Source organism: Leisingera sp. S132 (genome assembly GCF_025144465.1).
In the GTDB taxonomy this organism is placed as follows: Bacteria; Pseudomonadota; Alphaproteobacteria; order Rhodobacterales; family Rhodobacteraceae; genus Leisingera.
The window spans coordinates 2,389,877-2,407,638 of sequence record NZ_CP083553.1; the positions used below are offsets into that span (position 1 = coordinate 2,389,877).

The following is a 17,762-nucleotide window of genomic DNA, read 5'->3' on the forward strand; positions in this document are numbered from 1 at the left end:
CAACGGTGAGTTCCGCGCGTCAGGAACTCCTATGTCGAACCGGCTGTTTTGTGCGGCTGTTTGGAACGCACGCTAGGCGGGACAGAGCGCCAATGCGCTGCAGCTGCGCGAAGGTCCGCTTCGTCGGCTGGCCGCTTACTCCACAATTACAACTTGCCCTGTCAGAGCGCCCTCAACGCACTTTGCATATGCCAAGCCTACATTATGGGATGGCACAGGTTTGTGACCGTGAAACCACGCGCCATAGCGCGGTGCGGAAACGTCCAACATTCCAGGACTGACAACATTCACTCTCAACCCGCGCGGCATCTCTATCGCCGCACCGGTGACGAAGCCAGCCAATGCCCCATTGGCGGTCGCAGCATTTGAACCCATTCGGATTGGATCGCGGTCAAGGACGCCGCTTGTCAGTGTGAAGGAACCGCCATCCGAAATGGCACTCAGCCCAGCGAGGACGAGGTTCACTTGCCCCATCACCTTCTGCCGCAGACCGACCATGAACATCTCATGGTCCATGTCAGACAAGGGCGCGAAGGTCGCATCGCCTGCGCAAGAAACAACGGCATCAATGGTGCCGACCTTTTCATAGAGTGACTTAACCGCATGAAAGTCGCCCACATCGAGTTGTAAATCTCCGGTGGTGCGACCGACGGTGACGATTTCATGCCTCTGTTCAAGCTCTTTGCAGGCGGCTCGCCCAATATCGCCAGACGCACCTACGACGATTATCCTCATGTCTGATCCTTCATTCTTTCATCGTACTTTTGCAGTTTTTGGTCGAGGATTTTTCGGCAGCGTTCCAACTCCGCCTGCCGGGCCTTGAGGCTTTGTCGGTGTGCTAGAAGCACCGCCTTACGATTCGGGATTGTTGCATCGCCTGATGCATACAAGGCAGCGAACTTGCGCATCTCAGACAAAGGCATTCCAGTCGCACGCAGTGATGCCAGCAACTCCAACCAGTCGGCATCCGTCTTCGAAAACCTGCGCTTACCGTCTGCGCCACGTTCGATGAACGGACATAATCCGGATTTCTCATAGAAGCGTATCGTTGAAATGCTGAGCCCGGTCTTAGCAGCCACTTCTGAAATCTTCATACAGTCGGCCCCTCCTTTTCAGGTTCGTAGCAACCTGAAGCTACTTTAGGTCAAGCGTTATTATCACGCTGGATCGTGGACGCCGCCATTCATGCGCTGCGCAGCATCGGGTAAAGAGGACTCTCAACTGCCCATCGCAGCGCCGGATCTGAACGGCATCTTTCCGCCGCTTCTCGCCCTGCCAGCCAAACATATATCACAAAGGCGGGTTTCCTATTGGAAACGCCGGAAACGGACACATATTCCGCCGGTCCCAGTTATAATGTTGCGCTATGAAACCCGAATACCGCTTGCACTACGCCCCTGACAACGCCTCACTGGTCATCCGGCTGGTGCTGGAGGAGCTTGGCCTGCCGTATGAGACGGTTCTGGTCGACCGCAAGGCTCAGGCGCAGAACAGCCCCGCCTACCTTGCGCTGAACCCGGGCGGGCTGATCCCGGTGCTGGAAACCCCGGACGGGCCGCTGTTTGAAACCGCCGCCATCCTGCTGTGGCTCTCCGAACGTCACACCGTGATGGCGCCGCAGCCCGGCAGCCCGGACCGCGCCGCGTTCCTGAAATGGCTGTTCTTTGCCTCCAACACCCTGCACGCCGACCTGCGGATGCTGTTTTATCCGGACAAGTACATCGGGGATGCCGAGGCAGATCAGCAGCAGCTGCAGAAGGTCCTGCGCCAGCGCCTGCATGTGCATCTGACCAGCCTCGACCAGGCCGCTGCCCAGCGCCCCGCCTGGCTCGGTGCGCCGCAGCCCTCGGTGCTGGACTACTACCTGGCCTGCCAGATCCGCTGGATGGCGCTCTATCCTGCGCAGGCCGACAAAACATGGTTCACCCTGGCCCATTACCCCAGCCTGCAGCGGATCTGCGCCGGGCTGGAACACCGCCCCGCTGTTACCGTGTCGCGCGAGGCCGAGGGCCTCGGCGCCACCCCGTTCACATCCCCGGCCTACGCCAATCCCCCAGAAGGATCAGCTACCTAATGTTCCTCTCCGTTTTCGACATGTTCAAAGTGGGCATCGGCCCGTCGTCCTCCCACACCATGGGTCCGATGGTCGCTGCCGCGCGCTTCCTCGACATGATGCGCGCGTCGCCCTTTGAATTCCACGGGCTGCGCGCCTCGCTGCACGGCTCGCTTGCCTTCACCGGCGTCGGCCACGCCACCGACCGCGCCACCATCCTCGGGCTCGGCGGATTTGTCGCCCACGACTATGACGACGCCAAGGCAGAGGCCTTCCTGGCGGAGCTGGACAAGACCCACACCATGCACCCCGAAGGCTTGGGCGAACTGCACTTCGACCCCAAGGCCGACATGATCTTCGACTACGATCACGCGCTGCCGGGCCACGCCAACGGCATGATCCTGATGGCCACCGACGCCCAGGGCGACGTGATCCTGAAACAGGTGTTCTACTCGATCGGCGGCGGCTTTGTCGTCACCGAGGAGGAGCTGGCCGCAGGCAAGGCCACCGACGAAGGCGACCCGGTGCCCTACCCGTTCAAATCGGCGGCGGAAATGCTGGAGATGGCCAAGGCCAGCGGCAAGTCGATTGCCGAGATGAAGCGCGCCAACGAGATTTCCCGCGGCTGCTCCGAGAGCCTCGCCAAGGGCACCGCCCGCATCTGGCAGGTGATGAACGACTGCATCAACCGCGGGCTGGAGCGCGACGGCATCCTGCCCGGCGGCCTCAAGGTCCGCCGCCGCGCCAAGGGCATCTATGACGCGCTGATGGCCGAACGCGGCATGAACCTGACCGCACCGCACACCATCAACGACTGGATGAGCGTCTACGCGATGGCGGTGAACGAGGAAAACGCGGCCGGCGGCCAGGTGGTGACCGCCCCGACCAACGGCGCCGCGGGCACCCTGCCGGCCGTGATCCGCTACTACCTCGACCACGTGCCGGGCGCGTCCGAGGCCCATGTCGAGGATTTCCTGCTGACCGCCGCCGCCATTGCCGGACTGGTCAAGTACAACGCCTCCATTTCCGGTGCTGAGGCCGGCTGCCAGGCCGAAGTCGGCTCCGCCTCTGCCATGTCCGCCGCGGGTCTCTGCGCCGTGATGGGCGGCACGCCTGAGCAGGTGGAAAACGCTGCCGAGATCGCGCTGGAGCATCATCTGGGCATGACCTGCGACCCGGTCAAAGGGCTGGTGCAGGTCCCCTGCATCGAGCGCAACGGCCTCGCAGCGATCAAGGCGGTCTCCGCGGCCTCCCTCGCCCTGCGCGGCGACGGCCAGCATTTCGTTCCGCTGGACGCCTGCATTGAGACCATGCGCCAGACCGGCGCCGACATGCACGACAAGTACAAGGAAACCTCGCTCGGCGGCCTCGCGGTGAACGTGCCGAACTGCTGAGGTACTCCGCTTTCCTGCCAAGGTAGCGGGACATAAGGCCCGGGCCTGACCTTGGGAGGGCGCGAATGCGCCTTCCCGGGGGGAAGGTCAGGCGCGGGCCGTGCCGCTGCGCGTCACGTCCCAAAGGGGACGCAACGTCCCGATATTCCCAGCAACTCCAGCTTGCGCCTTACACCGTGCAGGCCTAGCGTGGCGCCATGACACAGGACCGGCCCCTTGTCGGCATCGCCCTGATGCTGGGCTTCTGCATGGTTATCCCGCTGGGTGACGCCATCGCCAAACTGCTGACCGACCGGGTGCCGGTTGCCCAGATCGTTTTCATCCGCTTTGCCGCCCAGGCCGCAATCCTGCTGCCGCTGGCCCTGGCCCTGCGCCTGCCGCTCAGCCTGTCGCGCCGGGTGGCGCCGCTGCTGCTCCTGCGCACCCTTCTGCAGATGGGCGGGATTGCCGCCATGTTCACCGCCTTCCGCTACCTGCCGCTGGCTGATGCGGTGGCCATTGCCTTCGTGATGCCCTTCCTGATGCTGCTGCTGGGCAAATACGTGCTGAAGGAAGAGGTCGGCCTGCGCCGCCTCGGTGCCTGCATCGTTGGCTTCACCGGCACCCTGCTGGTCATCCAGCCCAGTTTTGCCGCCGTTGGCTGGAACGCGCTCTGGCCGCTGCTGGTCGCGGTGATCTTTGCCCTGTTCATGCTGATCACCCGCAAGATCGCCAAGGAGACCGACCCCATATCGGTTCAGGCGGTGGCGGGCGTGATGGGCACCGTGCTGCTGGCACCGGTGTTCCTGATTGGCGATGCCGCCGGTGTCAACGCCTTGTCCACCGCCCTGCCGCCGCAGGACACCTGGACCCTGCTGGCCGCCGCAGGCGCGCTTGGCACCGTTGCCCATCTGCTGATGACCTGGAGCCTGCGGTTCGCCCCCACTTCCACCCTCGCCTCGATGCAATACCTGGAGATCCCGGTGGCGGTGTTCTTCGGCTGGCTGATTTTCTCGGAACTGCCGAACACCCTCGCCGCCTTCGGCATTCTCCTGACCATCAGCGCAGGGCTTTACGCGGTGATGCGCGAGCGCACGGCGTCTGAGACCGAAGAACGCATCAACCCCGCCTGACGTCCGGCCCGAAAACCAGCCTGCGGCCTAGCGGTCCCGCCGGACCTCGCTGAGCACATCCGCCAGCAGCCGCCGCGGCACAATCGCCAGCAGCCCCGGCCCCTCTGCCTCCAGCCGCACCGGCCCCACCGCCCGGTTCGAGGTGCCGATCCGTCCCATCGGCGACATCCGCAGGCCCTCAATGGGCCACTCCAGCCCTTCCGAGCGCCCTTGCACCTCCTGCATCGGAAACAGCGAGATCACCTCTCCTGCGCGGGCCGGCAGCGCCACCGCCCGGGTCAGGTGAAAGATCACCTCGGTCTCCCCCACCAGCACACACGGCGTCTCATGCCCCTGCACCAGCGTGCTGAACGCCGCCAGCTGGTGATCCACCCGCGCGCCCAGAAACCCCACCGCCAGAACTGCCGGCGCTGCTATCATCCTCAGCGCCTTATCGAAATCGGTGCTGTCCTGCTCCGCCACCGGGTGCAGAACCTCGGGCGGCAGCTGCACCCGCACCTCCTCAGGCAAAGAGTCGAAATCCCCGATCACCGCCCGCGGCACATGCCCCGCCGCCAGCGCCGCCGCCGCACCGCCATCGGCCGCCGCCAGAACCGGCGCCAGCGCCAGCGCCTCCGCCAGCGCCCCCGCAGCCAGCTCACCGCCGCCCACCAGGGTGATTGGTTCCGGGACGTCTACAATCTTAGTATTCATGCAGCGCATTCCCGCTTATTTTGGAAACAAGCCATATTGTGAACACAAAATGATACGATCAATTGCACGGATTCGAGCAAAATTGGTCCTTCCAGCCTTTATGGTGAATGACAACAGATGTGACGAAGACGAGCGAGCTGATGGTACACAACAACAAAGTCTTGACCGTATCCTATGGAACCTTTTCCTGCACATTGGAAGGGTTTGAGGATTCCTTCGACACAATGAAGGCGATTGCCGAGTATTTCCGCGACTTGGCCGCGGATGACCGCTACTTCGGCGCCGAACCGCCGCAGCCCGACGCCGACATGCTGGCCCGCATCGCCCAGCGCGAGATCGCCCGCCAGGTTGAGGCCCGCACCAGCGACACCGGCATCCACCTGCGCGCCGCCACCCCGGCCCTTGGCGCCGCCGCTGCCGAGGCCGCCGCTCCGGCCCCTGCCCCCGCGCCCGCTCCTGCTGCCGCCCCGGCGCCCGCCGCGGAACCGGTTGCAGCGCAGCCCGCCCCTGCCCCCGCCGCGGAACCGGCTGCCGAAGCCGCACCCGCAGAAACAGCCGCTCCGGCAGAGACCGCGCCTGCGGTAACGCTCCCGGACTCCGAGGTTGAGTTCTTCGAGCCGGAAGCCGAAGACACCCAGGCCGCCGAAGAGATCGCGACAGAGGCCGAAGCAACAGAGGCCGAAGCAGAGGCCGAGGACATGACCGCAGACGTCATTGCCGAAGCCGAAGCCGAAGCCGAAGCCGAAGCCGAAGCCGAAGCCGAAGCCGAAGCCGAAGCCGAAGCCGAAGCCGAAGCCGAAGCCGAAGCCGAAGCCGAAGCCGAAGAAGCCATCGCAGCTGTGCTGGGCACCGCAAGCGAAGAAGAACCGGCCCCTGCAGTCGAGCTGCTGGAAGTGACCGAATCCGAGGCCGGCATCACCGAAGCAGAGGACGAAGCGGCAGACGCGGAAGCGGTTGAGGCCGAAGCGGTTGAGGCCGAAGCCCCCGCAGCGTCCGCCGCCGCCGACAGCATCGCTGCCAAGCTGCAGCGCATCCGCGCCGTGGTTGCGCAGACCCCCGAGGAAGACTTCAGCGAAGACGAACACGCCGACGACGTGCTGGAGGGCGCCGAGGAGGACATCTCCGCCGCCCTGCTGGAAGACGACGGCGCCCCTGATTTCGATGACGAGGGCGACGACGAAATCGCCCGCGCCCTGGACCGTCTGGACCTGAACGCTGCCGCCCAGGCCGAAGACGCAGCCGGGGACGAGGACGCAGCAGCGGAGGATGAAGCCGAAGACAGGATCTTCGCCAGCCTCTCTGATGACGCTCCGGACACCGGCGCGGACAGCGCGGAAGAGACCGCAGAGGACAACAGCCTCCTGCCGGCCGGCGGCGAAGAGGAAGAGACCCCCGCACCCGCGCGGCCCCCCGCCCGCGTCCGCATCACCAAGATCAAGCGCGCCGTGTTCGACGAGGCGGTCGCCTCGGGCCAGCTGGAGGAAGCGGATGAGGAAACCGCAGACTCCGCCGCTTCTGAAGCGGCGCAGACCGCCCTCTCGGAAGAGGACGAAGCCGACCTGATGCGCGAGCTGGCCGAGGTGGAAGCGGAAATCCTTGCCGCCTCCGAACAGCCCGCCCCGGAGGCCGCGCCCGAAGAAGAAGAGACCGCCGCTTCGGACCTGGGTGAGCCAGCCGCCGCCGGCCTGGCCGACAGCGATGTCTCCCGCCTGATGGCCGCGGCAGACGAGAAACTGGAAGACCCGGAAACCGCCTCCTCGCGCGAGGCGTACAGCCAGCTGCGCGCTGCCGTGGCCGCAACCAAGGCGGACGGTGCAGAAACGGGCAGCGATGGCGATGAGGCGCAGCCCTACCGCGAGGATCTGGCCAGCGTGGTGCGGCCGCGCCGCCCAGAGACCCGCCAGACCGCATCGGAACGCCCGGCCAGCCCTGCCGCCCGGCCTGCCCCGCTCAAGCTGGTGGCAGAACAGCGCATCGACGAGGGCGCCGAACAGCAGCAGCCGCAGCCGATCCGCCCGCGCCGGGTCACGGCCGGGGCGCTCGCCTCCGGCACCGGCGGCGACAGCAGCGGCTTTGCGGCCTACGCCGAAGAACGCGGCGCCGCCGAACTGCATGAGCTGCTGGAGGCCGCTGCGGCCTATATGAGCTTTGTCGAAGGCCGCGACCACTTCTCGCGCCCGCAGCTGATGAACACCGTGCGCAGCGCCGGCAGCGAAGGCTTCAACCGCGAAGACGGGCTGCGCTCCTTCGGCCAGCTCTTGCGCGACGGCAAGATCGAACGCTCTGGCAATGGCAAGTTCACCGCCTCCGGCGACATCGGCTTCAAGCCCGGCAAACGCGCCGCAGGCTGAACAGCCTGCAGATCAACAGAAAAAGGCGGCCCCGCGAGGCCGCCTTTTTCCATTTAAAAACAAATCGTTATTCACCTTTCGGAAATACTCCGGGGTGAATTGACCGCCAGGTCAAGAGGGGCAGCGCCCCTCTTCTCAGCAAACCTGCGGGGCAGTGCCCCTCACTCTACTGATCTCCGGCGTCCGGGTCTTCCTTGCCGACGCCGCGGAACACGAATTTGAACGGCAGCACCCAGATGATGCCCAGGGCCACATAGACGATCAGCTCCAGCCACAGGGGCGGACGGTCCAGCCAGTTCATCAGCGTGACCGCAGCCACGATGTATACCGGCATGCCCACCAGCAGGATGACCAGGGCCCAGCGCCGCCGGGCCTTGTAGCTCAGGCCTTGCTTCTCTGCCATCAGTCGGCGAACGGGTCGGTCACCAGGATGGTGTCGTCCCGCTCCGGGCTGGTGGACAAGAGCGCAACCGGGCATTCGATCAGCTCTTCCACGCGTTTGACGTATTTGATCGCATTGGCCGGCAGGTCGTTCCAGCTGCGCGCGCCTTCGGTCGACTCGCTCCAGCCCGGCATTTCCTCATAGATGGGGGTGCAGCGGGCCTGCTGGTCGGCCGCGGTCGGCAGATAATCCAGATGCTCGCCATCCAGGTCATAGCCGGTGCAGATCTTCAGGGTTTCAAAGCCGTCCAGCACGTCCAGCTTGGTCAGGCAGATGCCTTTGATGCCGGAGGTGGCGCAGGTCTGGCGCACCAGGGCTGCATCGAACCAGCCGCAGCGGCGCTGGCGGCCGGTGGTGGTGCCGAACTCATGGCCGCGGGTGCCCAGGCGTTCGCCATCCGCATCCGGGGTGCCGTCTTCCTTCAGCAGCTCGGTCGGGAACGGGCCTTCGCCGACGCGGGTGGTATAGGCCTTGACGATGCCCAGCACGTAATCGATCGAACCCGGGCCGATGCCGACGCCGGTGGCCGCCTGGCCCGCAATCACGTTGGAGGAGGTGACAAACGGATAGGTGCCGAAATCAATGTCCAGCAGCGCGCCTTGCGCGCCTTCGAACAGGATCCGCTTGCCCGCCTTGCGCTTCTCGTTCAGCACTTTCCAGACCGGCGCCGCATAGGGCAGGATCTTCGGTGCGATCTCTTTCAGCTGCTCGATCAGCGCATCGCGGTCGATGGGATCGACGCCCAGGCCCTTGCGCAGCGGGTCATGGTGCTGCAGCGCCCGGTCAACGCGTGCCACCAGGGTGGCCTCATCCGCCAGGTCGGCGACGCGGACCGCACGGCGGCCCACTTTGTCTTCATAAGCCGGGCCGATGCCGCGGCCGGTGGTGCCGATCTTGGTGCCCTTGGAGGCCGCTTCCTCGCGCGCCCGGTCCAGCTCGCCATGCAGCGGCAGGATCAGCGGCGTGTTCTCGGCGATCATCAGCGTCTCGGGCGTGATCTCGACACCCTGATCGCGGACCGTTTCGATTTCCTTCAGCAGGTGCCAGGGGTCCAGCACCACGCCATTGCCGATGACCGACAGCTTGCCGCCGCGCACCACACCCGAGGGCAGCGCATGCAGCTTGTAGACCTTGCCGTCAATGACCAGCGTGTGGCCGGCGTTATGGCCGCCCTGGAAGCGGGCGATCACATCAGCGCGCTCGCTCAGCCAATCCACGATCTTGCCTTTACCCTCGTCGCCCCACTGGGCGCCGACTACGACGACATTGGCCATATCCGGTCCTTTACAGTCTGGTTCAAACCCACGCTCATATAGCGATGCTGCGCAGGCAGGGGAACCGCAAATTCGCCGCAGGAGAAGGCTTAGCCAAGGTTTTCGCCCAATCGCAGAGGGCTGCGCCTGCCTGGGCGGGCACGAATGCGTCGGCTTGCCGCTGATTCCCGTTTACTGAAGACGTCCACACAGCCGGGCAGAGACCGTCCGCGGGCTGGCGGCGGTACAGAAGTGCATGGCAGTTTATTCCTCCACCACTTCCCCAGTTCAGATTTGAAACTCTCCCTTGCAGAAGAGCCCGCCCGTGGGGGCGGACGGGCTCTGCCCGGCGGCGCTGCGCGCCTTGTTCCGGGCGGATGATATTTCTCTATGCAGGGTGTTGCGCACCCACCGTACGCCCCGTTCACGCGATCCTCACCCCCTGATGCCACACTGCAATAAGATCGCGATCCCCCGCCATGGCTCCGCGCATGGGCCATGATACGAGGCGCAGGCATCTGTGCGGCTGCCTGCGCAACACCCGGAGACCGGCCCTGATAAAAAGGGGGTCGTCCAGGAAATCCTGTCCGAGCAGGCTCCCCGTGGGGTCTGTCCAACTCCACCCGGCGGCGCCGCCCCCTTAATTGGGTCACAGGCACACCCGAACGGAACGGAACGCGGAACGAAACAAGAGAAACCGCCCAGGCCGCCCAGGCCCCGGCGGCCAAAGCCGCGCGCGCTCAGCCCCGCAGCTGCACCGGCGCGCCGTGCGGGGTGCTGAGATACGCCTCCTCCCAGCGGCTGCGCATGACTTCTGCCTCCGCAGGAGAAGCCGCGCCGTCCTCCGCCAGAACCATCTCCAATGTCTCCAGCCAGGCGCGGAAGTAATCCTCGCCGCCATCCAGCTCCCGGCCCAGGCCGTGGCGCTTCAGCGTCGCGGAAAACCGCTCCACCCAGTCGGCCCAGCTGAACCGGCCACCCTCGTTCAGATGCACCGTGAGGGCAAAGACCTGCGCGTGCCAGGGTTCGGCAAAGACAGGCTCAGGAGCTGCAACCTCAGGACAGTCGCTCATAACGGCTCCAGATAGCTCTGCCACAGGTCAAGCACCACCTCGTCCTCGGGATGTTCGGCATGCGCCCACAGCGAGCTGGCATGGAACCGCACCGCATAAAGCGGCTCCGGCGCCTCGCCCAGCCCATGGGCGCTGCTGTCGGGGAAGACATGGGTGCCATGCAGCCGCAGGATATAGCCCTGCGCGCCAGCGGCATATTGGGGAAGCCGCGTGTGGCCGCCATCCACCAATGCATTGTCCGCAGGGATCCGCGCCCGCACCGCCTGCCCCTGCGTGAACAGCGGCGCCGGCCCGCCGTCGCGGTCCGCCGGTCCGCCCTTGGCCAGCGCGGCGGCGACATTCTCCGCCTTCAATGCCCGCTCCGCCAGCGCATGCAGCCCGGCAGCACCCTGCCCTGCAAGGTCTTCGCGCGTCAGCACACCCTTCTCGACCAGCAGATCCGCCAGCGCCGCGATCCATTTCTCGTAATAGGAAAACCGCGTGTAATCCTTGGGCGACAGCTTCTCGCGGGCATGGCGGGAGGTGTCGATGTTCCACTGCCCCAGCGCGCCGCAGGCCAGCGTCACCGCCAGCGCGCGGGCATGCCAGTCCTCGGCAAAAACCGGCGCGTTCTCATCCTCGGGCAGCACCGGGCCGTCGCCGAATCGCCCGCCCATGTCATGCACCCGGGTCATGCCGGCACCTTCGCCAATCCCGTGCCGATCATGCTGTCGCGGGTGACCAGCGCCGCCAGATCGTCCTCGCTCCTCCCCTCAGTGCCTTCAGGCCGCATCGGCAGCACCAGATAGCGGACCTCGGCGGTCGAATCCCAGACCCGCACCGCGGTCTCCGGTGGCAGCGTGACACCGAACTCCGCCAGCACCTTGCGCGGCTCCCGTACCGCGCGGGCGCGGTAGGCATCGGATTTGTACCAGCCCGGCGGAATACCAAGGAGCGGCCACGGGTAGCAGCTGCATAAGGTGCAGACGACCATATTGTGCTGAGCCGCGGTGTTCTCCACCACCACCATATGCTCGCCCTGGCGGCCGTAATACCCCAGCTCCGCCAGCACCGGATCGGCATCGGCCAGCAGTGCGGCCTTGAACTCCGGATCACTCCAGGCGCGGGCCACCACCCTTGCGCCGTTCTGCGGGCCGATCCGGTTTTGATAGGTGTCGATGATCTCCTCCAGCGCGGCGGGGTCGATCAGGCCCTTCTCGGTCAGAATCGTCTCCAGCGCCTTCACCCGCAGGGCAGGATCAGGCGGCAGAAGGGCGTGCGGGTGGTCGGAATGGTCATGGGGCATAGACCCATGCTGCGCCGCTGCGGGCGGTGCTGTCCAGTCACGTTTCCTGATGCAGGGTATCACGTTGCGTGACGTCCGGCACAGGTTCGCGGAACAGCCTGCAACTCCGCCCTTGCCCCCCCGGGCAATCTTGCCTATTTACCGCCCGGTACTTAGCCAACCGCCGCAGGGACCCATGGAAAACGTTGTTCTGATCATCCATCTTCTTCTGGCTCTCGGCCTGATTGCCGTGGTTCTGCTGCAGCGCTCCGAAGGCGGCGGCCTTGGCATGGGCGGCGGCGGCGGCGGCGCAATCTCCGGCCGCTCGGCAGCGACCGCACTTGCCAAGCTGACCTGGCTGCTGGCCATTGCTTTCATCTGCACCTCGATCACCCTGACCATCATGGCGGCGCAAAAGTCCGCAGGCTCCTCGGTTGCAGACCGCATCGGCGTGCCGCAAAGTGAAGAAGGCGGCGAGGCCCCTGCAGTTCCGGCACTGGGCAGCGATCTTCTGCCGCCCGCCGAAGGCGACAACGCTCCGCTGGTTCCCAGCGCAGACTGATCCACTACACCTTGAGAGGGTTTTAGGAACCGCAACAGCATCTTGCGGTTCCCTTGCGCATTTCGTGCGAATCCTTTATATATGAAGTCCCGTGATGCTGCGGTTTTTGGACTGATTCCAATCACCGCCGGGCAGCTGAAATCTGACTTCTCACGGGGGCAGCCGAATACATATGGCGCGTTTTATCTTCATCACTGGCGGTGTTGTTTCATCTCTGGGCAAAGGCCTGGCGTCCGCGGCACTGGGCGCGTTGCTGCAAGCACGCGGCTACTCGGTCCGCCTGCGCAAGCTGGACCCCTATCTGAACGTCGATCCGGGCACCATGAGCCCGTTTGAGCACGGCGAAGTGTTCGTGACCGACGACGGCGCCGAAACCGACCTCGACCTCGGCCACTACGAGCGCTTCACCGGGGTTCCGGCGCGCAAGACCGACTCGATCTCCTCGGGGCGGATCTACACCAACGTGCTGGAGAAGGAGCGCCGCGGCGACTACCTCGGCAAGACCATCCAGGTCATTCCGCACGTCACCAACGAAATCAAGGACTTCATCTCCATCGGCGAGGATGAGGTCGACTTCATGCTGTGTGAGATCGGCGGCACCGTCGGTGACATCGAGGGCCTGCCCTTCTTCGAGGCGATCCGCCAGTTCGCCCAGGACAAGCCCCGCGGCCAGTGCATCTTCATGCACCTGACCCTGCTCCCTTACATCAAGGCCTCCGGCGAGCTGAAGACCAAGCCGACCCAGCACTCCGTGAAAGAACTGCGCTCCATCGGCCTGGCGCCCGACATCCTGGTCTGCCGTTCCGAAGGCCCGATCCCGGTGAAGGAACGCGAGAAGCTGGCGCTGTTCTGCAACGTCCGCGCCGACAGCGTGATTGCCGCGCAGGATCTGAAATCCATCTACGAGGCGCCGCTGGCCTATCACCGCGAGGGCCTGGATCAGGCGGTGCTGGATGCCTTTGGCATCGCCCCCGCCCCCAAGCCCAACCTGGAGCGCTGGGAAGATGTGGCGGACCGCATCTACAACCCCGAGGGCGAGGTGCGGGTGGCCATTGTCGGCAAATACACCCAGCTGGAAGACGCTTATAAATCCATCGCCGAGGCGCTGACCCACGGCGGCATGTCGAACCGTGTGAAGGTCAAGATCGAATGGGTCGACGCAGAGCTGTTCGACAAGGAAGACGCCGCCCCCTACCTGCAGGGCTACCACGCGATCCTGGTCCCCGGCGGCTTTGGCGAGCGCGGCACCGAAGGCAAGATCAAGGCGGCCCAGTATGCCCGCGAGAACAAGGTGCCTTACCTCGGCATCTGCCTCGGCATGCAGATGGCGGTGATTGAGGCCGCACGCAACGTGGCTGGCATTTCCGAAGCGGGGTCGGAGGAGTTCGATCACGAGGCCGGCAAGAAGCGTTTTGAGCCGGTTGTCTACCACCTGAAGGAATGGGTGCAGGGCAACATGACCGTCGAGCGCAAAGTGGGCGACGACAAGGGCGGCACCATGCGTCTGGGCGCCTATGACGCGGCGCTGATTGAAGGCTCCAAAGTGGCGGAAGTCTATGGCAGCACCCACATCGAGGAGCGCCACCGCCACCGCTATGAGGTCGACACGAAGTATCAGGAACAGCTGGAAAAATGCGGCCTCAGCTTCTCCGGCATGTCGCCGGACGGCCGCCTGCCGGAGATCGTGGAGTGGACCGACCACCCCTGGTTCATCGGCGTGCAGTTCCACCCGGAGCTGAAGTCCAAACCTTTTGCGCCGCACCCGCTGTTTGACGATTTCGTGCGCGCGGCCAAGGACGCCTCGCGGCTGGTGTGATTCCCGGCAGGCGGGGCTCTCCCGCCCGTCCCGGACCAATCGCAGATTGTTCCATCCCGGTTGGGCCCGGCGCCGCTGCGCGGCGCTGGGAGAAAACAGAAAATGGCGGGCCACTGGCCCGCCTTTTGCATTTTGATTGACTGGCTCCTGCCGGCTCAGAAGCCGTGCATCCGCTTGGCCCATTGATAGGCCACCACCAGCCCCTTCATCCGCGGCAGCATCAGCAGCGAGGCCCCGACAGTGATCACCGACATGATGATCGCCAGCGTCCAGGGGTCCGGGCGCAGCTGGGTGTAGACGATGTGCAGCGCAAAGCCGAGGATGTGGCCCACCACCAGGATGGTCAGATAGGCCGGGCCGTCATCGGCGCGCTGGTGGTGCAGCGCCTGGCCGCACTCAGAGCAGCTGTCGTTCACCTTCAGGTAGCTGTGCAGCAGCCTGCCGCCGCCGCAGTTCGGGCAGCGCAGCCGCAGCCCCTTCAGCAGGGCCGGCTTCAGCTCCCGCTGGGTCTCGTCCAGAACGTCCGCTTGGGTCATCGCGCGTCTCCTTGGGTTCCGCCGCCTGATACCGCGATTCCCCGATTGAATGCAATCAATATGCAAACATTGATATTGCATTTATTGCCGCACTCCGGCATTGAACCAATCAATCACGACACAAAGACCCCTCGGAGACCCGGCGATGACACACTGGACCCCTGCCCGTCTGGACGGCGCCCGGCCGCGCTACATCGAACTGGCCGAGGCGATCGGCGCCGACATCGACGCGGGCGTGCTGGCACCCGGCGACCGGCTGCCGCCGCAGCGGCGGGTGGCGCAGGAGCTGGGCGTGGACTTTTCCACCGTGTCGCGGGGCTATGCCGAGGCGGTGCGGCGCGGCTATATCGAAAGCTTTGTCGGACGCGGCACCTTTGTGCGCAGCCGGGAGGCACTGCCGGAGCGCCCCGACCCGCGCCGGGCGCTGGAAGAAGATCCGATGATGAACATGCCGCCGGAACCGGACGATCCCGCCCTGCTGGCACGGATGCAAAAGGGGCTGGAGCATGTCTCGGCCAACATGGTGCCGCTGTTGCGCTACCAATCGGTGACCGGCAGCCCGCAGGACCGGGCCATCGCGGCAGAGTGGATGCAGGCCAACGGGCTGGACTGCGCCCCGGACCGGCTGGTGATCACCCCTGGGGCGCACGCCAGTCTCTATGCGATCCTGACGGTGCTGTGCGAGCCGGGATCCACCGTGCTGTGCGAGGAGGTGACCTATCCCGGGCTGCGCTCCATCGCGGCGCGGCTGGGGGTCCGGCTCATTGGACTGGCAAGCGACAAGGACGGCATCCTGCCGGCGGCGCTGGAGGCGGCCATCACCGGCGACTGGCCGGCGGCGCTGTACCTCAATCCGACGCTGCAGAACCCCTCGACGCGCACCATTCCGGCCAGGCGGCGGCAGGAGATTGCCGCAGTGCTGCAAAAGCATGAGCTGCCGCTGATCGAGGATGACGCCTATTGCTTTGTCGACAATGGCGCGCCTGCAGCGATCAGCAGCCTGATCCCCGGTCTGGGCTGGCACATCGCCGGGCTCTCCAAGTGCTTCGGCGCCGGGCTGCGGCTGGCCTATACGACGGTGCCGAAACGGGCGCTGCTGGGGCAGTTCAGCCAGGCGCTGAGGTCGATGCATGTGATGGTGTCGCCCTTGAATCTGGCGCTGCTCGGCCGCTGGATCGAGGACGGCACCGCGGCGGAGATCCAGCGCTTCATCCGTAAGGCCGCAGCCCAGCGGCAGGCGCTGGCAGCGGAGGTGCTGCAGGAGTGTTTCATCGAGAGCGATCCGCTGGCCTTTAACCTGTGGCTGACCCTGCCGCGCGGCACCAGCCGGGCCGAGGTGATGGGCCGCATGGCGGGCCGCCAGATCGGCATCATGCCCAGCGATGCCTTCACGGTTTCGGGCCTGCCGCAGGAAGCGGTGCGGGTGTGCCTGGGCGGGCCGGTCACATTGGAGGACCTGCGCGAGGACCTGCTGGCGCTGAACGATGCCGTCACCCGCAAGGACTGGCTGGGCTGAGCGGCGGCTGATATGCTGCTGCCGCAACCACAGGAGCCCGCATGATCCGCGCCTTCCGCAACCTGATTGAACGGCAGCTGACCAAGGCCCAGGCCGAGGGCCAGCTGCAGGGTCTGGAGGGGGAAGGCAAGCCCCTGCCCGATCGCAGCAGCGAGGCGCATGTGGACGCCGGGCTGGCGGCGGGCATGCGGATCATGGCGCAGGCCGGGGTGGTGCCGGAGGAGTTCGGGCTGAAGGAGCAGCTGGCCGCAGCGCGCCGCGAATATGCGGAACTGACGGATCCGGAAGCGCGCAAGGCGGCAATGGCGCGGATCTCGGATCTGGAAATGCGCTACAACATGGCGCGGGATGCGCGGAAATCCTTCTTCCGTTAGCGCAACACCCCGTTGTTTCCCACCAGATTCGCGCTATAGACAGCGCCAAGACAGACCATTCCAAAGAAGAGTGACGCATTATGGCCAAAGACGCTTCTGTACATCAGGAACAACTCGACCGCATCGCCGCAGGCAAGGGTTTCATCGCCGCGCTGGACCAGTCCGGCGGCTCGACCCCGAAGGCGCTGGCGCTTTATGGCGTGAACGAAGACGCCTATGCGAACGATGACGAGATGTTCGCCGAGATCCACAAGATGCGCACCCGCATCATCACCTCGCCGAGCTTTGGCAAGGAGCGCATCCTGGGTGCGATCCTGTTTGAGAAGACCATGGACAGCGAGATCGAGGGCAAGCCGACCGCGGATTTCCTGTGGGACAACTGCGGCGTGGTGCCGTTCCTGAAAGTGGACAAGGGCCTGGCCGATGAGGCCAATGGCGTGCAGATGATGAAGCCGATGCCGGAGCTGGACGCGCTGCTGGCGCGCGCGGGCGAAAAGGGCATCTTCGGCACCAAGATGCGGTCTGTCATCAAGGACGCCAATGCCGAGGGCATCAAGGCGGTTGTTGCCCAGCAGTTCGAGGTGGGCCAGCAGATCGTTGCGGCCGGCCTGGTGCCGATTATCGAGCCGGAAGTGGACATCAACTCTGCCACCAAAGCCGAGGCCGAGGTGCTGCTGAAAGCGGAGATCAAGGCGCAGCTGGACGCGCTGCCCGCGGACAGCAAAGTGGCGCTGAAGCTGACCATCCCATCCCAGGCGGGGCTGTACGACGATCTGGCCGATCACGCCAATGTGGTCCGGGTTGTGGCGCTGTCGGGCGGCTACACCACCGACGACGCCTGCGCGCGCCTGTCGCAGAACACCAAGATGATCGCCTCCTTCAGCCGCGCGCTGACCGAGGGGCTGAACGCCGCCATGTCCGATGCGGACTATGACGCGGCCCTGGGCGCCAACATCTCCAAGATCTACGACGCCTCCCTCTGAGGCTTTGCTGAGCTGACATTGAGAAGGCCGCGCCTGCATCCGGGCGCGGCCCTTTTTGTTGTTTTAAAACCCTTAGAAGCCGTTGCTGCGCCCGGCGCAGCAAACCGCCAGCACCAGCCCCGCACCGCTGAGAAAGGGCAGCCAGAAGAAGCGCAGCGCGGTGAGGGTGAACCATCCGGGCTGGTCCTCCGGCGCCTGGCCCGCACCGCCGAGCCAGGCCCAGAAGATCAGCGCCGAGGCGGAGATCCCCACGCCGGTCAGCGCCAGCAGCCAGCGCGCGGACCTAGGCATCTTTCCGTCGCTGGCGGCAAGCCGTTCCGCCGTGCGGCTGGCGGCGAGC

19 protein-coding genes are annotated in these 17,762 nt (G+C 65.3%); 9 read left to right on the plus strand and 10 right to left on the minus strand.

Annotation, left to right across the window (positions count from 1 at the left end; genetic code table 11):
• Positions 1-135: 135 nt before the first annotated feature.
• Both K3725_RS11820 and K3725_RS11825 read right to left on the minus strand, forming a co-directional pair.
• Complete coding sequence (locus K3725_RS11820; protein WP_260015527.1) at positions 136-735, minus strand: short chain dehydrogenase; 600 nt, start codon at positions 733-735, stop codon at positions 136-138.
• A complete protein-coding gene (locus K3725_RS11825) occupies positions 732-1,094 on the minus strand; it encodes a MerR family transcriptional regulator (RefSeq protein ID WP_260015528.1) in 363 nt (120 codons plus the stop codon). The genes K3725_RS11820 and K3725_RS11825 overlap by 4 nt, the downstream gene beginning before the upstream one ends.
• Before the next feature lie 272 nt (positions 1,095-1,366).
• Between K3725_RS11825 and K3725_RS11830 the strand changes: the two genes are divergently transcribed.
• The 3 genes from K3725_RS11830 (at position 1,367) to K3725_RS11840 (ending at position 4,559) form a co-directional block, all read left to right on the plus strand.
• Entirely contained in the window at positions 1,367-2,074 is a 708-nt protein-coding gene (locus tag K3725_RS11830) for a glutathione S-transferase family protein (protein WP_260015529.1), read from the plus strand.
• On the plus strand, positions 2,074-3,447 hold the full coding sequence (locus K3725_RS11835; protein ID WP_260015530.1) for an L-serine ammonia-lyase: 1,374 nt from the start codon (positions 2,074-2,076) through the stop codon (positions 3,445-3,447). Before K3725_RS11830 ends, K3725_RS11835 begins: the two co-directional genes overlap by 1 nt.
• A 197-nt stretch (positions 3,448-3,644) precedes the next feature.
• On the plus strand, positions 3,645-4,559 hold the full coding sequence (locus tag K3725_RS11840; protein ID WP_260015531.1) for a DMT family transporter: 915 nt from the start codon (positions 3,645-3,647) through the stop codon (positions 4,557-4,559).
• A gap of 27 nt (positions 4,560-4,586) precedes the next feature.
• Here K3725_RS11840 and K3725_RS11845 read toward each other — a convergent pair whose 3' ends face one another.
• Positions 4,587-5,252 (minus strand): thiamine diphosphokinase, encoded by a 666-nt coding sequence (locus tag K3725_RS11845; protein ID WP_260015532.1) that lies wholly within the window; start codon positions 5,250-5,252, stop codon positions 4,587-4,589.
• Positions 5,253-5,371: 119 nt separating this feature from the next.
• Between K3725_RS11845 and K3725_RS11850 the strand changes: the two genes are divergently transcribed.
• Entirely contained in the window at positions 5,372-7,603 is a 2,232-nt protein-coding gene (locus K3725_RS11850; RefSeq protein ID WP_311202202.1) for a chemotaxis protein CheA, read from the plus strand.
• Between the two features lie 166 nt (positions 7,604-7,769).
• Here K3725_RS11850 and K3725_RS11855 read toward each other — a convergent pair whose 3' ends face one another.
• From K3725_RS11855 to nthA, 5 genes are all read right to left on the minus strand, one after another.
• Positions 7,770-8,006 (minus strand): DUF2842 domain-containing protein, encoded by a 237-nt coding sequence (locus K3725_RS11855; protein WP_260015533.1) that lies wholly within the window; start codon positions 8,004-8,006, stop codon positions 7,770-7,772.
• Positions 8,006-9,319, minus strand: a complete 1,314-nt coding sequence (locus K3725_RS11860) for an adenylosuccinate synthase (protein ID WP_260015534.1) — start codon at positions 9,317-9,319, stop codon at positions 8,006-8,008. The genes K3725_RS11855 and K3725_RS11860 overlap by 1 nt, the downstream gene beginning before the upstream one ends.
• Before the next feature lie 719 nt (positions 9,320-10,038).
• The gene (locus tag K3725_RS11865; RefSeq protein WP_260015535.1) at positions 10,039-10,371 is read right to left on the minus strand and encodes a nitrile hydratase accessory protein; all 333 of its coding nucleotides are present in this window, start codon (positions 10,369-10,371) and stop codon (positions 10,039-10,041) included.
• Positions 10,368-11,045, minus strand: a complete 678-nt coding sequence (gene nthB, locus K3725_RS11870) for a nitrile hydratase subunit beta (RefSeq protein WP_260015536.1) — start codon at positions 11,043-11,045, stop codon at positions 10,368-10,370. The genes K3725_RS11865 and nthB overlap by 4 nt, the downstream gene beginning before the upstream one ends.
• Positions 11,042-11,656, minus strand: coding sequence for a nitrile hydratase subunit alpha (nthA, locus tag K3725_RS11875; protein WP_260015537.1), 615 nt, complete (start codon positions 11,654-11,656; stop codon positions 11,042-11,044). The genes nthB and nthA overlap by 4 nt, the downstream gene beginning before the upstream one ends.
• Before the next feature lie 175 nt (positions 11,657-11,831).
• On the opposite strand from nthA, the gene secG reads away from it, so the two are divergent.
• Both secG and K3725_RS11885 read left to right on the plus strand, forming a co-directional pair.
• Positions 11,832-12,197 carry a preprotein translocase subunit SecG gene (secG, locus tag K3725_RS11880; RefSeq protein ID WP_260015538.1) on the plus strand — a complete coding sequence of 122 codons (366 nt, stop codon included), beginning with the start codon at positions 11,832-11,834 and terminating at the stop codon, positions 12,195-12,197.
• 172 nt (positions 12,198-12,369) lie between these two features.
• Positions 12,370-14,013 carry a CTP synthase gene (locus K3725_RS11885; RefSeq protein WP_260015539.1) on the plus strand — a complete coding sequence of 548 codons (1,644 nt, stop codon included), beginning with the start codon at positions 12,370-12,372 and terminating at the stop codon, positions 14,011-14,013.
• 155 nt (positions 14,014-14,168) lie between these two features.
• Here the strand turns inward: K3725_RS11885 and K3725_RS11890 are convergent, their stop codons facing one another.
• Complete coding sequence (locus tag K3725_RS11890) at positions 14,169-14,549, minus strand: DUF983 domain-containing protein (RefSeq protein ID WP_260015540.1); 381 nt, start codon at positions 14,547-14,549, stop codon at positions 14,169-14,171.
• A gap of 145 nt (positions 14,550-14,694) precedes the next feature.
• Here K3725_RS11890 and K3725_RS11895 point away from each other — a divergent pair, with 145 nt between their 5' ends.
• The 3 genes from K3725_RS11895 to K3725_RS11905 all read left to right on the plus strand — a co-directional run bounded on the left by K3725_RS11895 (position 14,695) and on the right by K3725_RS11905 (position 17,422).
• Entirely contained in the window at positions 14,695-16,065 is a 1,371-nt protein-coding gene (locus K3725_RS11895; protein ID WP_260015541.1) for a PLP-dependent aminotransferase family protein, read from the plus strand.
• Between the two features lie 41 nt (positions 16,066-16,106).
• Positions 16,107-16,439: a DUF1992 domain-containing protein gene (locus K3725_RS11900; protein WP_260015542.1), complete on the plus strand. Its 333-nt coding sequence runs from the start codon at positions 16,107-16,109 to the stop codon at positions 16,437-16,439.
• Between the two features lie 80 nt (positions 16,440-16,519).
• Positions 16,520-17,422 carry a fructose bisphosphate aldolase gene (locus K3725_RS11905; RefSeq protein ID WP_260015543.1) on the plus strand — a complete coding sequence of 301 codons (903 nt, stop codon included), beginning with the start codon at positions 16,520-16,522 and terminating at the stop codon, positions 17,420-17,422.
• Between the two features lie 72 nt (positions 17,423-17,494).
• Here the strand turns inward: K3725_RS11905 and K3725_RS11910 are convergent, their stop codons facing one another.
• Complete coding sequence (locus K3725_RS11910; RefSeq protein WP_260015544.1) at positions 17,495-17,713, minus strand: hypothetical protein; 219 nt, start codon at positions 17,711-17,713, stop codon at positions 17,495-17,497.
• Positions 17,714-17,762: the final 49 nt, after the last annotated feature.

Coding starts and splice junctions, on each gene's coding strand:
- K3725_RS11840 (WP_260015531.1), top strand. CDS start 3,645: ATGACACAGGACCGGCCCCTTGTCGGCATCGCCCTGATGCTGGGCTTC.
- K3725_RS11865 (WP_260015535.1), bottom strand. CDS start 10,371: ATGAGCGACTGTCCTGAGGTTGCAGCTCCTGAGCCTGTCTTTGCCGAA.
- K3725_RS11910 (WP_260015544.1), bottom strand. CDS start 17,713: ATGCCTAGGTCCGCGCGCTGGCTGCTGGCGCTGACCGGCGTGGGGATC.
- K3725_RS11890 (WP_260015540.1), bottom strand. CDS start 14,549: ATGACCCAAGCGGACGTTCTGGACGAGACCCAGCGGGAGCTGAAGCCG.
- K3725_RS11830 (WP_260015529.1), top strand. CDS start 1,367: ATGAAACCCGAATACCGCTTGCACTACGCCCCTGACAACGCCTCACTG.
- nthA (WP_260015537.1), bottom strand. CDS start 11,656: ATGCCCCATGACCATTCCGACCACCCGCACGCCCTTCTGCCGCCTGAT.
- K3725_RS11900 (WP_260015542.1), top strand. CDS start 16,107: ATGATCCGCGCCTTCCGCAACCTGATTGAACGGCAGCTGACCAAGGCC.
- secG (WP_260015538.1), top strand. CDS start 11,832: ATGGAAAACGTTGTTCTGATCATCCATCTTCTTCTGGCTCTCGGCCTG.
- K3725_RS11855 (WP_260015533.1), bottom strand. CDS start 8,006: ATGGCAGAGAAGCAAGGCCTGAGCTACAAGGCCCGGCGGCGCTGGGCC.
- K3725_RS11820 (WP_260015527.1), bottom strand. CDS start 735: ATGAGGATAATCGTCGTAGGTGCGTCTGGCGATATTGGGCGAGCCGCC.
- K3725_RS11895 (WP_260015541.1), top strand. CDS start 14,695: ATGACACACTGGACCCCTGCCCGTCTGGACGGCGCCCGGCCGCGCTAC.
- K3725_RS11825 (WP_260015528.1), bottom strand. CDS start 1,094: ATGAAGATTTCAGAAGTGGCTGCTAAGACCGGGCTCAGCATTTCAACG.
- K3725_RS11835 (WP_260015530.1), top strand. CDS start 2,074: ATGTTCCTCTCCGTTTTCGACATGTTCAAAGTGGGCATCGGCCCGTCG.
- K3725_RS11885 (WP_260015539.1), top strand. CDS start 12,370: ATGGCGCGTTTTATCTTCATCACTGGCGGTGTTGTTTCATCTCTGGGC.
- K3725_RS11905 (WP_260015543.1), top strand. CDS start 16,520: ATGGCCAAAGACGCTTCTGTACATCAGGAACAACTCGACCGCATCGCC.
- K3725_RS11845 (WP_260015532.1), bottom strand. CDS start 5,252: ATGAATACTAAGATTGTAGACGTCCCGGAACCAATCACCCTGGTGGGC.
- K3725_RS11860 (WP_260015534.1), bottom strand. CDS start 9,319: ATGGCCAATGTCGTCGTAGTCGGCGCCCAGTGGGGCGACGAGGGTAAA.
- nthB (WP_260015536.1), bottom strand. CDS start 11,045: ATGACCCGGGTGCATGACATGGGCGGGCGATTCGGCGACGGCCCGGTG.